General features: G+C 66.3%; 9 protein-coding genes. 2 read left to right on the top strand and 7 right to left on the bottom strand.

Going from position 1 to position 14,110, the window contains the following annotated elements:
* Positions 1-24: 24 nt before the first annotated feature.
* The 5 genes from ACA097_RS22820 to ACA097_RS22800 are packed head-to-tail and all read right to left on the bottom strand — an operon-like array spanning position 25 to position 6,540.
* Positions 25-1,521 (bottom strand): efflux transporter outer membrane subunit, encoded by a 1,497-nt coding sequence (locus ACA097_RS22820; protein ID WP_371366193.1) that lies wholly within the window; start codon positions 1,519-1,521, stop codon positions 25-27.
* Between the two features lie 14 nt (positions 1,522-1,535).
* Positions 1,536-2,651, bottom strand: coding sequence for an ABC transporter permease (locus ACA097_RS22815; RefSeq protein WP_371366191.1), 1,116 nt, complete (start codon positions 2,649-2,651; stop codon positions 1,536-1,538).
* A gap of 3 nt (positions 2,652-2,654) precedes the next feature.
* Positions 2,655-3,779, bottom strand: coding sequence for an ABC transporter permease (locus tag ACA097_RS22810; protein ID WP_371366189.1), 1,125 nt, complete (start codon positions 3,777-3,779; stop codon positions 2,655-2,657).
* On the bottom strand, positions 3,776-5,533 hold the full coding sequence (locus ACA097_RS22805; RefSeq protein WP_371366187.1) for an ATP-binding cassette domain-containing protein: 1,758 nt from the start codon (positions 5,531-5,533) through the stop codon (positions 3,776-3,778). The genes ACA097_RS22810 and ACA097_RS22805 overlap by 4 nt, the downstream gene beginning before the upstream one ends.
* A complete protein-coding gene (locus tag ACA097_RS22800) occupies positions 5,533-6,540 on the bottom strand; it encodes an efflux RND transporter periplasmic adaptor subunit (RefSeq protein ID WP_371366185.1) in 1,008 nt (335 codons plus the stop codon). The genes ACA097_RS22805 and ACA097_RS22800 overlap by 1 nt, the downstream gene beginning before the upstream one ends.
* Before the next feature lie 114 nt (positions 6,541-6,654).
* On the opposite strand from ACA097_RS22800, the gene ACA097_RS22795 reads away from it, so the two are divergent.
* Positions 6,655-7,326: a TetR/AcrR family transcriptional regulator gene (locus tag ACA097_RS22795; RefSeq protein WP_043253473.1), complete on the top strand. Its 672-nt coding sequence runs from the start codon at positions 6,655-6,657 to the stop codon at positions 7,324-7,326.
* Positions 7,327-7,501: 175 nt separating this feature from the next.
* On the opposite strand, the gene ACA097_RS22790 is transcribed toward ACA097_RS22795, so the two are convergent.
* Together ACA097_RS22790 and ACA097_RS22785 are read right to left on the bottom strand one after the other, a co-directional pair.
* On the bottom strand, positions 7,502-8,902 hold the full coding sequence (locus ACA097_RS22790) for an amino acid permease (protein ID WP_043253474.1): 1,401 nt from the start codon (positions 8,900-8,902) through the stop codon (positions 7,502-7,504).
* Positions 8,903-9,036: 134 nt separating this feature from the next.
* Positions 9,037-10,503 carry a glyceraldehyde-3-phosphate dehydrogenase gene (locus ACA097_RS22785; protein ID WP_371366182.1) on the bottom strand — a complete coding sequence of 489 codons (1,467 nt, stop codon included), beginning with the start codon at positions 10,501-10,503 and terminating at the stop codon, positions 9,037-9,039.
* Between the two features lie 139 nt (positions 10,504-10,642).
* Between ACA097_RS22785 and mfd the strand changes: the two genes are divergently transcribed.
* Positions 10,643-14,101 (top strand): transcription-repair coupling factor, encoded by a 3,459-nt coding sequence (gene mfd / locus ACA097_RS22780; RefSeq protein ID WP_160287723.1) that lies wholly within the window; start codon positions 10,643-10,645, stop codon positions 14,099-14,101.
* The last annotated feature ends 9 nt before the right edge of the window (positions 14,102-14,110 follow it).

Below are 14,110 nucleotides of genomic sequence, written 5' to 3'. Positions count from 1 at the left end.
GCCCAGGCGGTAAAGGTTCGTTGCTCATTGCACCTCGCTGGCAGCGCTCACCGGCGCGCCGCCGCCCAGCGCCTTGTAGAGCGCGACGAGATCGAGGCGCAGTTGGCCTTCGCTATCCACCCATTCGCGCCGCGCTTGCAGATAGTTGCGCTGGGCATCCAGCTCGACGAGGAAATCGGTGAGACCGCCGGCATAGCGCGCCTTGGCCATTTCGTAGGCCTGCCCGGCGCTGCCCAGCCGCGCCTGCAGTTGCGCATTGCGCTGGCGTTCGGCGCCGTAGCCGCTCAGGGCATCGTCGACCTCCTGCCAAGCCTTGAGCACGGTCTGCTGGTAGTTCACCGCCGCTTCCTGCTGCTCCAGCTTGCGCAGGGTGACCTGGGAGCGCCGCCGCCCGTTGTCGAAGATCGGCAGGCTCAGGCTCGGCCCCACGGCCCACTGGCGGCTGCCCCAGTCGGAAAACTTGCCGCTCTCGAAGGACGAATAACCGAAGCTGGCACCTAGGCGAATGCTCGGGTAGAGCTCGGCAACAGCTACCCCGACGCTCGCGGTGGCGGCATGCAGCTGCGCCTCGGCGGCGCGAATGTCCGGACGCCGGCGCGCGACTTCCGAAGGCAGCCCAGGACTTAGATCGGGCAAGGCGGAAGGCTTGGCCGCAGGCGCAGCCAGCTGTGCCGACAACTCACCCGGCTGCGCGCCGACCAGCACGCCAAGCTGGTTGATCGCCTGGGTTTGCGCCGCCAGCAGCGACGGCAAGCGCGAGCGCAAGTCCTCCAGCTGACTGCGCTGGCGCACCAGGTCGAAGTCATCGACCAACCCGCCATCCGCACGCGCCTGCACCAGTTCCAGCGACTCCTCGGTGGCGCGCAGGTCGTCGCGGGTCACGGCGATCTGCTGTTGCACGCGGCGCAGCTCGAAGTAGCCACGCGCCACTTCGCTGGCGACCAGCAACCGAGCCTGCTCGAGCAAGGCACGCTGCTGCTCGACTTGCGCATCGGCGGCCTCGATCGAACGCCGCACACGGCCCCAGAAGTCGATCTCCCAGGAAGCGTCGAAGCCGGCTTCGTAGAGGGTGAAAGGCTCGGCCAGGGTCTTCACCAATTCATCGCTGTTCACCGGGGCGATGCTGGAGATCATCCGCGCGCTAGCTCCGCGCTCGCTCTGGCGTTGGCGCTGGATATCACCGCGCGCATCGACGTTCGGCCCGCGCTGGGCGGCGACCATCTGCCGCTGCATGCGTGCCTGGGCGAAACGCAGGGCGGCACTCTGCAGATCCGGGCTGGCCTTGCTGGCGCGCTGTTGCAGGGCATCGAGCGTCGGGTCGGCGAATTGCGTCCACCACTGCGCCGGAATCGCCTGGCCACCCTGGCCCGCCGGCAGCAGCGCGGGGTCGCCGGCATGGGCGGCGCTCCAGTTCGCCGGCACCTGTGGCTGCGGCGCCCGGTAATCCGGGCCCACTGCGCTGCAGGCGCCCAGCGTCAGCAACAGCGGCCAGAACAGGTGGGAAGTACGGGGCGATGACATGGCGGCCTCTCCGTTCAGGCGAGTCGATTGCGAAACAGCCACGCCGACAGCGGCAGCGTCACGACCGCCATTGCCAGCATCGGCCAGAGATCGTGGGCCACGTCGAAGAGGCCGACGCCTTCGAGATAGATGCGCTGGATCAGGTCGATGGCGAAGCGCAGCGGGTTCAGGTAGGTCGCCATCTGCAGCGCCTCGGGCATGTTGCGCACCGGCGTCGAGAGCCCCGAGAGCAGCATGATCGGCATGATCAGCACGAAGGTGTAGAGCATGGCCTGCTGCATGTTCAACGACACCGCCGAGATCGACAGGCCCAGCCCGACGCAGGACACCATGAACACCAGCAGCCCGCCGTAGAGGTCGAGCAGCGAGCCGGCCAGCGGGATGCGGAACCAGAACAGCGCCAGCAGCAGTACCAGCGTTGCCTGCACCAGCCCGATGAGGATCGGCGGCAGGGCCTTGCCGAGCATGATTTCCAGTGGCGCATAGGGCGTCACCAGGAGCTGGTCGAAAGTGCCCTGCTCGCGCTCCCGGGCTACCGAAAGCGCCGACAGCATCAGCGTCTGCAGCATGCTCAGCGAGGCGATCAGCGCCGGGATCAGCGGCCAGCGTGTCTCCAGGTTGGGGTTGTGCCAGGCACGGGTCACCACGCTCAGCGGCGCCGCGACCAGCCCCCGCTCGCGGTTGAAGTCCGCGACCACATTGGCCACCCGGGCGGCCGCGGCACTTGCGGTGGTGGAGTTGCGCCCATCGAGGATCAGCTGCAGCGGCGCCGGTTCGCCGCGGGTCAGGCGGGTCTGGAAGTCGGCGGGGATCTGCACCACCAGCAGTGCCTTCTGCGTGTCGATGACGCCGGAGATATCGCCCGGTGCGCGCAAGGTCGCCACGCGGTGGAAGATGCCACTGCCGTCGAGGCGCGAGGCCAGTTGCACGGACATTTCGCTGTGGCTCTGGTCGAGCAATGCGTACGGGGCATCGTTGAGGTCGAACGTCACTGCATAGCCAAACAGCAGGCCCTGCACCAAGACCGGCGAGACCAGCACGATGCGGTTGGCCGGGTCCTTGAGGATCACCAGCAGTTCCTTGCGCCAGAGGTTGGCCAGGCGCCGGAAGAACTCGATCAGCACGCCCATGGTTCAGCCCAGCCTCTTCTGCGTCGCCAGCCGCGCCAGGCCCAGCAACAGCGCGGCGTAGCCGGCGAGCACGGCGCAATCGCGAAGGATCAGCGGCCAGAAATCGCCGGCGAGGAACAGCGACTTCACCAGCTCCATGAAGTAAGTCGCCGGCAGCAGTTGGCCGACCACGCGGATCGCCACTGGCACATTGCGCAGGTCGAAGATGAAGCCGGACAGCATCAGTGCCGGCAGGAAGCTGGCGATCAGGGCGATCTGGCTGGCGATGAACTGGTTCTTGGTCGCCGAGGAAATCAGCAGGCCGATGCCCAGGGCGACGAACAGGTACAGCATGCTGCTGAACAGCAGCACCAGCAGCGAGCCATACATCGGCACATGGAACAGGAAGCGTGCTGCCAGCAGGCACATGGCGAGGCCCAGCAGGCCGACCATGAAGCAGGGGATCATCTTCGCCAGCAGGATCTCCACCGGCCGCACCGGGGTGACGAACAACGCCTCCAGGGTGCCGCGCTCCCATTCGCGTGCCATCACCAGCGCGGTGAGGAAGGCACCGACCAGCGTCATGATCAGCACGATCAGCCCCGGCACCAGGTACCAGGTGCTGGTGTTGGCGGCGTTGAACCACATGCGTTGTTCGATGCGCACGCCGCCCTGGACCTGCCCGGCATTGCGCGCGGCCTGCTTCTCGCCCCATAGCGCCAGGGCCTGGTTGAGGTAGTTGCTCACGCCCGAGGCGCGGGTGGCGTCAGCGCCCTGCACCAACACGAGAATCTGCGCGTCGCCGTCCTGCAGGCGCCGGCTGAAGTCGGACGGCAGGTAGACCAGGGCATCGGCTTCGCGGCTGAGCATCAGGCGCCGCCCTTCCTCGAAGGAGCCTACGCGCAGCGGGCGCAGGTATTCGGAGCGGCTGATGCTGGCCAGCAGATCGCGAGCCATGGGCGCCGGATCATCCTGTACGACAGCCACCAGGCTGCGCTTCACGTCCAGCGACAGGCCGTAGCCGAAGATGAGGATCAGCACGATCGGCAAGCCGATGCCGATCAGCAGGTTGCTGCGGTCGCGCAGCATCTGGCGGAACTCCTTGCGCGTGAGCGACAGCAACCGTCGCCAGAAGCCCTTGCCGCTCATGCCTGAACCTCCCGCGCCTGCTCGACGATGGCGATGAATGCCTGCTCCATGTTCAGCGCGCTGCCCTTGCCGCCGGCCTGCTCGCGTACCTGCTGCGGCGTCCCCATGGCGAGGATGCGCCCGGCGTCCTGGATGACGATGCGGTCGCAGTACTCGGCCTCTTCCATGAAGTGGGTGGTGATGATGATGGTGGTGCCCCCGGCAGCCAGCGCCGTGATGCGCTGCCAGAAACCGCGCCTGGCGAGGGGATCGGCGCCGCTGGTGGGTTCGTCGAGGAAGAGGATCTCCGGCTCGTGGAGCAGGCCGACCGCCATCGCCAGCCGCTGCCGGTAGCCGCCGGGCAGTTGGCCGCTGGGCTCGCCCTCGTGGCCGGACAGGTCGAACTGCCGCGACACCTCTTCCATGCGTCGCCCCAGCTGCTTGCCGGACAGCCCGTAGGCGCCGCCGAAGAACTGCAGGTTCTCGCGCACCGAGAGGTTGCCGTACAGCGAGAACTTCTGCGAAACGTAGCCGATGCGCCGGCGTGCCTGGGCGCGGGCGTGGCGCAGGTTGACCCCGGCCACCTGAAGGCTTCCAGAGGACGCCGGCAACAGGCCGCAGAGCATGCGGAAGGTAGTGGTCTTGCCGGCGCCATTGGGGCCGAGCAGGCCGAAGATTTCGCCACGGGCCACGCTGAAGCTGGTGCGGTCGACTGCGGTGAAGTCGCCGAACTTGCGCACCAGATCCTTCACCTCGATCACCGCGTCGCCATTACCTGAAGCGCCGACCGGCGCGGCGACCCGGAGCGATTCGGTGTCCACCTTCTCGGCGCCGCTCTTGGCCCGCAGCAGGACCATGAAGCCGTCTTCCAGGCGCGCCTCTACTTCGCGTACCGGTGCACCTTCCAGGAGCGTTTCCAGGTGCTGGTCATCGGCATCGCGCTGGCGGATGAAACGCACCTCGCCGCCCTGGGGCACGGCATCGACGATGTTTTGCGGATCGTCCAGCAAGCGCGCCTGCAGGGTGCGCGCGGGCTGCCCCGCCGGCGGCACGGCAATGCGGCAGAGGCCCTCGGCATGGCGGCGGATTTCCTCGGGCACGCCCTGGGCGAGCAACTGGCCCTGGTGCAGCAGGTAGACCTCGCTGCAGCGTTCGGCTTCGTCCATGTAGGAAGTGGTCAGCAGCACGCTGAGGCGCTCTTCTTCCACCAACTGCTGGACGATCTCCCAGAGCTCGCGGCGCGACAGCGGATCGACACCCACCGTCGGTTCGTCGAGCAGCAGCAGGCGCGGCGAACGCACCAGGGTGCAGGCCAGGCCGAGCTTCTGCTTCATCCCGCCGGACAGCTTGCCCGCCGGCCGCGCGGTGAAGCGGCCGAGGTCGGTCATTTCCAGCAGTCGAGCGAAACGCCGGCTGCGCTCCTCGGCGCCGACACCGTGCAGGTCGGCGTAGAGGTCGAGGTTCTCCTGCACGCTCAGGTCTTCGTACAGACCGAAGCGCTGCGGCATGTAGCTGATGAGGTCCTGCACCTTCTGCGGCTGCGCGGCGACGTCCACGCCGAGCACCTGCAACTGCCCGGCGTCGGCCTTCAGCAGGCCGGCGACCAGGCGCAGGAAGGTGGTCTTGCCGGCGCCATCCGGGCCGACCAGCGCGGTGAGCGCACCTTCGCGCACGCGCAGGTCGAGGCCATGCAGCGCTCGCACGGTCTGCCCGGACTCCTTGATCAGGAACTGCCTTGCGACGCTCTGGGCATCTATCACCAGGCCCTTGTCCATCAGTGCGCCTGCCCGTCCCGGGCGATGCGCACCGTGGCCGGCATGCCCAGGCGCAGGCGATTGTCCTTGTCCTCGACCAGCACGCGCACTTCGTAGACCAGCGCGGTGCGCAGCTCCTCGGTCTGCACCGCCTTGGGCGTGAACTCGGCGACGTCGGAGATGTAGCCGACATGCCCCTCGACAGGCTGCTGCGGGTGACTATCGGTGACTACGCTGGCGTTCTGGCCGGGCTTGATCAGCCCGAGCTGGGTCTCGTTGACGTAGACCCGCACCCATTTCGGATCGGTAATGGCCAGCGCATAGACCGCGCGCTGCGGCGAGGCCATGTCGCCCGGCTCGAGCAGGCGCGAGCGCACCACGGCGTTCTGCGGCGCACGCAATTCGGTTTCATCGAGGTTGTGCTGCAGCAGCGCCAGTTGCGCGCGAGCCACTTGCAGCTGTGCGTCGGCCTGGGCGATGTCTTCCGCGCGTGGGCCGATCTTCGCCAGGCGCAGGGCCTTCTGGCGGTCGTCCAGTTGCGCCTGGTCGACCTTCAGCTGGGCGTTGGCGTTGTCCAGGTCCTGCTGGCTGATCGCCCGGCCACCGGGGCTGTTGGCGCGGATACCCTGCAGACGGCGCAGCTGGATATTCGCCAGGTCGAGCTGGGCCTTGGCCGCGTCCACCTGGGCCTTGGCGCGGTCGATGTCTTCCGGGCGGCTGCCGTTACGCAAGCGCAGCAGCGCCTGTTCCTGCACGCCGATCTGGGCCCTGGCCTGGTCGATCTGCAGCTTCAGCGCGCGGCTGTCGAGGGTCGCCAGGATCTGCCCGGCCTTGACGCTGTCGCCCTCCTCCACGCGCATCTCGGCGATCCGCTCGCTACCGGTGAATGCCAGCGACACCTGGCGAATATCGACGTTGCCATACAGCACCAGGTCGCTGCCCTGGTCCATCGTCGAGCGGTGGTAGTACCAGGCGCCCAGGCCGATCAGGAGCAGCAACGAAGGGATGACGACGAGCTTCTTGGGCATGGTGGTGACTCGCGGATCGGGGCGACATCCGGGAAGCATAGACAACAAATTCAAATTTGAATTTGATCTAGCTCGGTTCTAGGCTGCATTCACTCCATCGAGCAGGATGTCGCCATGCCGGAATCCCCACGCCAAAGCCCGCCGCGCGCGCCGCGCCAGGACGGCGAGGCCACTCGCGGGCGGATTCTCCTGGCGGCCGGCCAGCTGTTCGCCGAGCGCGGTTATGCCGATACCACCAGCAAGGCGATCTGCGAGCAGGCGCAATGCAACATGGCCGCGGTGAACTACCACTTCGGCAGCCGCGAAAACCTCTACCGCGCCCTGCTGCAGGAGATGCACAAGCACCTGATCAGCTACGACCAGCTGGAACAACTCACGCGCAGCGAACAGGACAGCCGCGACAAGCTGGCCCTGCTGATCGACGCCCTGACCCTCAACGTCGCCAGCGGCCAGCGCTGGCAGGCGCGGCTGTGGGCCCGCGAGCTGCTGGCGCCGTCGGCCTTCCTCGCCGAACTCATCGACCAGGAGGCGATGCCCAAGGTGCGCCTGGTGATGGGATTGCTCAGCGAGGTCACTGGCATCCCGCTGCAGGCCCCAGCGCTGCTGCGCTGCCTGTTCAGCGTGATGGCGCCCTACCTGACGCTGCAGGTGGTCAGCCGCGAGATACCCACGCCGCTGACCGACCTCTTCGAGCAACCCACCGAAGACCTCGCACGCCACCTCAAGCTGTTCGCGCAAGCAGGGCTCGAAGCGGTGGCACGGGATTACCACGCGCAAGCCCTGTAGCGCGGGCTTTTCCTGACTACCGGGCCTGTTTTTCGTAGGAGCGAGCTTGCTCGCGAACCTGCCGCAATGAAGCCCCCCCTTCGCGAGCAAGCTCGCTCCTACAACTCAACCATCGACCAACAAAAAAGGCCGCATCCCGGAGGATGCGGCCTTCATCATTTCAGCACGACGCGGATCAGGCAGCGGCCTGAGTACCGCTCTTGCGCTTGAACAAGTAGCAGACGCCCATCAGCACGACCCACACCGGGATCGCGTAGACCGACACGTCGATGCCCGGGATCTGCAGCATGATGCCGAGGATGAACACCACGAAGGCCAGGCAAAGCCAGTTGCCGAAGGGGTACATCAGCGCGCGGAACGAGGTCTTGGAGCCTTCGCGGTCCTTGGCGCGGCGGAACATCAGGTGCGCCAGGCTGATCATCGCCCAGTTGATCACCAGGGCCGCCACCACCAGGGACATCAGCAGCTCAAGGGCGCGCGCCGGGATCAGGTAGTTGACCGCCACGCAGGCCAGGGTGATGAACGCCGAAACGCCGATGGCCAGCAACGGTACGCCACGGTCGTCGATCTTGGCGAAGGCGCGCGGTGCGTCGCCCTGCTCGGCCAGGCCGAAGAGCATGCGGCTGTTGCAGTACACGCAGCTGTTGTAGACCGACAGAGCCGCGGTCAGTACCACGAAGTTCAGCACGTGGGCAGCGTTACCACTGCCCATCAGCGAGAAGACCTTCACGAACGGGCTGCCGCTGTAGGGGTCGCCGGCGCTGTTGATGCTTTGCACCAAGGCGTCCCACGGGTACAGCGAGAGCAGCACGGCCAGGGCGCCGATGTAGAAGATCAGGATCCGGTAGATGACCTGGTTGATCGCCTTGGGGATCACCTTCTTCGGTTCCGCGGCCTCGGCGGCAGTGATGCCGACCAGCTCCAGGCCACCGAAGGAGAACATGATGATCGCCAGGACCATCACCAGGCCCTTCAGGCCATTGGGGAAGAAGCCGCCGTGGCTCCACAGGTTGCTCACCGCCGCCTGCGGGCCGCCGGTGCCGGTGGCCAGCAGCCAGCAACCAAGGACGATCATGCCGATGATCGCCGCGACCTTGATGATCGCGAACCAGAACTCGGCCTCGCCGAAGGCCTTCACGTTGAACAGGTTGAGCGCGTTGATCAGGACGAAGAACACCGCCGCGGTGACCCAGGTCGGGATGTCCGGCCACCAGAACTGCACGTACTTGCCGACGGCCGTCAGCTCCGACATGCCCACCAGGATGTACAGCACCCAATAGTTCCAGCCCGACATGAAGCCGGCAAAGCCACCCCAGTATTTGTGCGCGAAGTGGCTGAAGGAACCGGCGACCGGCTCCTCGACGATCATCTCGCCGAGCTGGCGCATGATCAGGAATGCGATGAAGCCGCCGATGGCGTAGCCGAGGATCATCGACGGGCCGGCGGATTGCAGGACACCGGCCGAGCCCAGGAACAGGCCGGTACCGATGGCGCCACCCAGGGCGATGAGCTGGATGTGGCGATTCTTCAGGCCGCGCTTGAGCGAGCCTTCATGCAGATGGGGATGTCCATCCATTGCGGGGTTCCTCGGTAGAGGGGTTGGCTTTTTATCGTTATGCGTTGTGCGCAGCGGACGCCTTGTCGGCCCGGGTCAGGGCCTTCGAATGAAAAACGGGAGCCCGAAAGCTCCCGTTTTCCCTTACACCTGGATCAGCGCGGGAAGGCCGGCGGGTTGACCCCAGCCATCTCTTCCATCACGCGAACGACCTGGCAGCTGTAGCCGAACTCGTTGTCGTACCACACGTACAGCACGACACGGTTGTCGTTGCAGATGGTGGCTTCGGCATCGACCACGCCGGCGTGACGGGAGCCGACGAAGTCGGTGGACACCACTTCCTGCGAGGACACGAAGTCGATCTGCTTCTGCAGGTCCGAGTGCATGGCCATCTGGCGCAGGTACTCGTTGATCTCTTCGCGGTTGGTGGCCTTCTCGAGGTTCAGGTTGAGGATGGCCATGGAGACGTTCGGCGTCGGAACGCGGATCGCGTTGCCGGTCAGCTTGCCTTTCAGAACCGGCAGAGCCTTGGCGGCAGCGGTAGCGGCGCCAGTCTCGGTGATCACCATGTTCAGCGGCGCGGCGCGGCCACGACGGCTGCCCTTGTGGAAGTTGTCGATCAGGTTCTGGTCGTTGGTGAACGAGTGAACGGTTTCGACGTGGCCGTTGACGATGCCGTACTGGTCGTTGACAGCCTTCAGCACCGGCACGATGGCGTTGGTGGTGCAGGAAGCGGCGGAAACGATCTTGTCGTCAGCGGTGATGTCGCCATGGTTGATGCCATGCACGATGTTCTTCAGCGCGCCTTTGCCCGGAGCGGTCAGGATCACGCGGTCGACGCCCGGGCACTTCAGGTGCTGGGCGAGGCCGTCGGCGTCACGCCATTTGCCGGTGTTGTCGACCAGCAGGGCGTTCTTGATGCCGTACTGGGTGTAATCCACCGAGGACGGATCGTTGGAGTAGATCACCTGGATCAGGTTGCCGTTGGCGGTGATGGTGTTGTTGGCTTCATCGATGGTGATGGTGCCGTTGAACTTGCCATGCACCGAGTCGCGACGCAGCAGGCTGGCGCGCTTGACCAGGTCGTTCTCGGCGCCCTTGCGGACGACGATGGCGCGCAGGCGCAGGCCGTCGCCGCCACCGGTTTTCTCGATCAGGATGCGCGCCAGCAGGCGGCCGATGCGGCCGAAGCCGTACAGGACGACGTCGGTACCTTCGCGGCTGCCGCCGTTCTGCTTGCCAACCACGTCGGCCAGCTCGTCCTTGACGAACTGCTCGATGGCGCGGCCGTTACCTTCGGCCTTGAACTTGGCGACCATCTTGCCGAGGTCGACCGAAGCGGCGCCGAGTTTCAGCTCGCTCATGGCCTTGAGGATGGGGAAGGTGTCGTGGACCGACAGCTCGGCCTCGCCGGCCAGGCGGTGACGGGCGAAACGGTGGGCCTTGAGGATATCGATCACCGAGCGGTTGATCAGGCCACGGCCATAGATAGAAGTCACCACGTTGTTGTTGCGGTAGAGCTGGCCGATCAGCGGAATCATGGCTTCCGCGAGGGCTTCACGATCGATCCACTCACCGAGACACTGGTCGGGCTTCTGAGTCACGGGCAATACCTTCCACATGTAGGAGAAGAAAAAAGGGGCTACATTATGACGGCGCCGGCAGGCGGCGGCAATCTGCAACACTGCAAAGACTGACAGCCGTCAATCCGGATAGTTACAATCCCGCCGGTCAATTTTCCGACCGGAGCCCGCTACGCCCGTGTCCGTCCTGCGCATACCCGCCCTGCCCACGGCAGCCGGCAAGCAAACCTGGGGCAGCCTTCCCGGCGCGGCCCTGAGCCTCGCCATCGCCGAAGCCGCCGCCCCGGCAAAACGATTCACCTTATTGCTGACCGCCGACAGCCAGAGCGCCGAGCGCCTGGAGCAGGAGCTGCAATTCTTCGCCCCCGACCTGCCCGTTTTGCAGCTGCCGGACTGGGAAACGCTGCCCTACGACGTCTTCTCGCCGCACCAGGACATCATTTCCCAGCGCGTCGCTGCCCTCTATCAGCTCCCGGAACTCAAGCGCGGCGTGCTGGTGGTGCCGATCAGCACCGCCCTACACCGCATGGCCCCGGCCAAGTTCCTGCTCGGCAGCAGCCTGGTGCTGGACGTCGGCCAGAAGCTCGACGTCGAGCAGATGCGCCTGCGCCTGGAGGCCGCCGGCTACCGCTGCGTGGACACCGTCTACGAGCACGGCGAGTTCGCCGTGCGCGGCGCGCTTATCGACCTCTATCCGATGGGCAGCGAGTTGCCCTACCGCATCGACCTGTTCGACGACGAGATCGAGACGCTGCGTACCTTCGACCCGGAGAACCAGCGCTCCATCGACAAGGTGCAGAGCATCCGCCTGCTGCCGGCGCGCGAGTTCCCGCTGCGCAAGGAAGCGGTGACCGGCTTCCGCGGCCGCTTCCGCGAACGCTTCGACGTCGACTACCGGCGCTGCCCGATCTACCAGGACCTGGCCAGCGGCCTGACCCCGTCCGGTATCGAGTACTACCTGCCGCTGTTCTTCGAGGAAGGCGAAACCTCGACCCTCTTCGACTACCTGCCGCAGGACACCCAGGTGTTCTCCCTGCCCGGCATCGAGCAGGCCGCCGAGCAGTTCTGGAACGACGTACGCAGCCGCTACGAAGACCGCCGCTACGACCCGGAACGACCGCTGCTGCCGCCGGCCGAGGTATTCCTGCCGGTGGAAGACTGCTTCGCCCGCCTCAAGCAATGGCCCCGCGTGGTGGTCGGCAGCGAGGCGGTGGAGCCCGGCGTCGGCCGCGACAACTTCCCCGCCGAGGCGCTGCCGGAGCTGGCCATCGAGGCCAAGGCCACAGAGCCGCTGGCACGCCTGCGCCGCTTCATCGAGGAGTTCCCCGGACGCATCCTCTTCAGCGCCGAATCCGCCGGTCGCCGCGAGGTGCTGCTGGAGCTGCTCGCGCGGCTGAAACTGCGCCCGAGCGAAGTCGACGGCTGGCCGGCCTTCCTCGCCCATAAGGAACGCCTGGCCATCACCATCGCGCCGCTGGACGACGGCCTGCTCCTGCAGGACGGCGCCAAGGGCGTGGCGCTGATCGCCGAGAGCCCGCTGTTCGGCCAGCGCGTCATGCAGCGCCGGCGCCGCGAGAAAACCCGCGACGGCGGCGACAACGTCATCAAGAACCTCACCGAGCTGCGCGAAGGCGCGCCGGTGGTGCACATCGACCACGGCGTCGGCCGCTACATCGGCCTGATCACCCTGGATATCGATGGCCAGACCGCGGAATTCCTCGCCCTGCAGTACGCCGACGAAGCCAAGCTCTACGTGCCGGTGGCCAACCTGCACCTGATCGCGCGCTACACCGGCAGCGACGACGCCCTGGCGCCGCTGCACAAGTTGGGCTCGGAAACCTGGCAGAAGGCCAAGCGCAAGGCTGCAGAACAGGTTCGCGACGTCGCTGCCGAACTGCTCGACATCTACGCCCGCCGCGCCGCGCGCAAGGGCTACGCATTCAAGGACCCGCAGGCTGACTACGCGACCTTCTCCGCCGGCTTCCCCTTCGAGGAAACCCCGGACCAGCAGGCCGCGATCGACTCGGTGATCGCCGACATGCTCGCGGATAAGCCGATGGACCGCCTGGTCTGCGGCGACGTCGGCTTCGGCAAGACCGAAGTGGCGATGCGCGCGGCTTTCGTCGCCGTGCACAGCGGCCGTCAGGTGGCGGTGCTGGTGCCTACCACCCTGCTCGCCCAGCAGCACTACAACAGCTTCCGCGACCGCTTCGCCGACTGGCCGGTGACGGTCGAGGTAATGAGCCGCTTCAAGACCGCCAAAGAGGTCGAGGCTGCGGCGGCACAGCTGGCCGAGGGCAAGGTCGACATCGTCATCGGCACCCACAAGCTGCTGCAGGACGACGTGCGCTTCAAGAACCTCGGCCTGGTGATCATCGACGAGGAACACCGCTTCGGCGTGCGCCAGAAGGAACAGCTCAAGGCGCTGCGCAGCGAGGTGGACATCCTCACCCTCACTGCCACGCCGATCCCGCGCACCCTGAACATGGCGGTTGCCGGCATGCGCGACCTGTCGATCATCGCCACGCCACCGGCGCGCCGCCTGTCGGTGCGCACCTTCGTCATGGAAGAGCAGAAGTCCGTGATCAAGGAGGCGCTGCTGCGCGAGCTGCTGCGCGGCGGCCAGGTCTACTACCTGCACAACGAGGTGAAGACCATCGAGAAATGCGCCCGCGACCTGGCCGAGCTGGTCCCGGAAGCGCGCATCGGCATCGGCCACGGGCAGATGCACGAACGCGATCTCGAACGGGTGATGAGCGACTTCTACCACAAGCGCTTCAACGTGCTGGTGGCCTCGACCATCATCGAGACCGGCATCGACGTGCCCAGCGCCAACACCATCCTCATCGAGCGCGCCGACAAGTTCGGCCTGGCCCAGCTGCACCAGCTGCGCGGCCGCGTCGGCCGTAGCCACCACCAGGCCTATGCCTACCTGCTGACACCGCCGCGCAAGCAGATGACCCCGGACGCCGAGAAGCGCCTGGAAGCCATCGCCAACGCCCAGGACCTCGGCGCCGGCTTCGTCCTGGCGACCCACGACCTGGAAATCCGCGGCGCCGGCGAGCTGCTCGGCGAAGGCCAGAGCGGGCAGATCCAGGCGGTCGGCTTCACCCTCTACATGGAAATGCTCGAGCGCGCGGTCAAGGCCATTCGCAAAGGCGAGCAACCGAACCTGGAGCAGCCTTTGGGCGGCGGCCCGGACATCAACCTGCGCGTGCCGGCACTGATCCCCGAGGACTACCTGCCCGACGTGCACGGCCGGCTGATCCTCTACAAGCGCATCGCCAACGCCGCCGACGAAGACGGCCTGCGCGAGCTGCAGGTGGAAATGATCGACCGCTTCGGCCTGCTCCCCGAGCCGACCAAGAGCCTCATACGCCTGACGCTGCTGAAACTGCAGGCGGAAAAGCTCGGCATCGTCAAAGTGGATGCCGGCCCTCAGGGAGGACGGGTAGAATTCGCCGCCGATACCTGCGTCGACCCGCTGGTGCTGATCAAGCTGATCCAGAGCCAGCCGAACCGCTACAAGTTCGAAGGCGCGACCCTGTTCAAGTTCCAGGTGCCGATGGAGCGCCCGGAAGAACGCTTCAACACCCTGGAGGCGCTGTTCGAGCGCCTAGCCCCCACTGCCTCCTAAAGGACCGGT

The organism is Pseudomonas sp. QL9 (genome assembly GCF_041409665.1).
Taxonomy (GTDB): domain Bacteria; phylum Pseudomonadota; class Gammaproteobacteria; order Pseudomonadales; family Pseudomonadaceae; genus Pseudomonas; species Pseudomonas knackmussii.
Note: the sequence above shows the minus strand (reverse complement) of the source record. Positions and strands in the feature narration are given on the sequence as shown.

Coding starts and splice junctions, on each gene's coding strand:
- ACA097_RS22785 (WP_371366182.1), bottom strand. CDS start 10,503: ATGTGGAAGGTATTGCCCGTGACTCAGAAGCCCGACCAGTGTCTCGGT.
- ACA097_RS22800 (WP_371366185.1), bottom strand. CDS start 6,540: ATGCCCAAGAAGCTCGTCGTCATCCCTTCGTTGCTGCTCCTGATCGGC.
- ACA097_RS22790 (WP_043253474.1), bottom strand. CDS start 8,902: ATGGATGGACATCCCCATCTGCATGAAGGCTCGCTCAAGCGCGGCCTG.
- ACA097_RS22815 (WP_371366191.1), bottom strand. CDS start 2,651: ATGGGCGTGCTGATCGAGTTCTTCCGGCGCCTGGCCAACCTCTGGCGC.
- ACA097_RS22820 (WP_371366193.1), bottom strand. CDS start 1,521: ATGTCATCGCCCCGTACTTCCCACCTGTTCTGGCCGCTGTTGCTGACG.
- ACA097_RS22810 (WP_371366189.1), bottom strand. CDS start 3,779: ATGAGCGGCAAGGGCTTCTGGCGACGGTTGCTGTCGCTCACGCGCAAG.
- ACA097_RS22805 (WP_371366187.1), bottom strand. CDS start 5,533: ATGGACAAGGGCCTGGTGATAGATGCCCAGAGCGTCGCAAGGCAGTTC.
- ACA097_RS22795 (WP_043253473.1), top strand. CDS start 6,655: ATGCCGGAATCCCCACGCCAAAGCCCGCCGCGCGCGCCGCGCCAGGAC.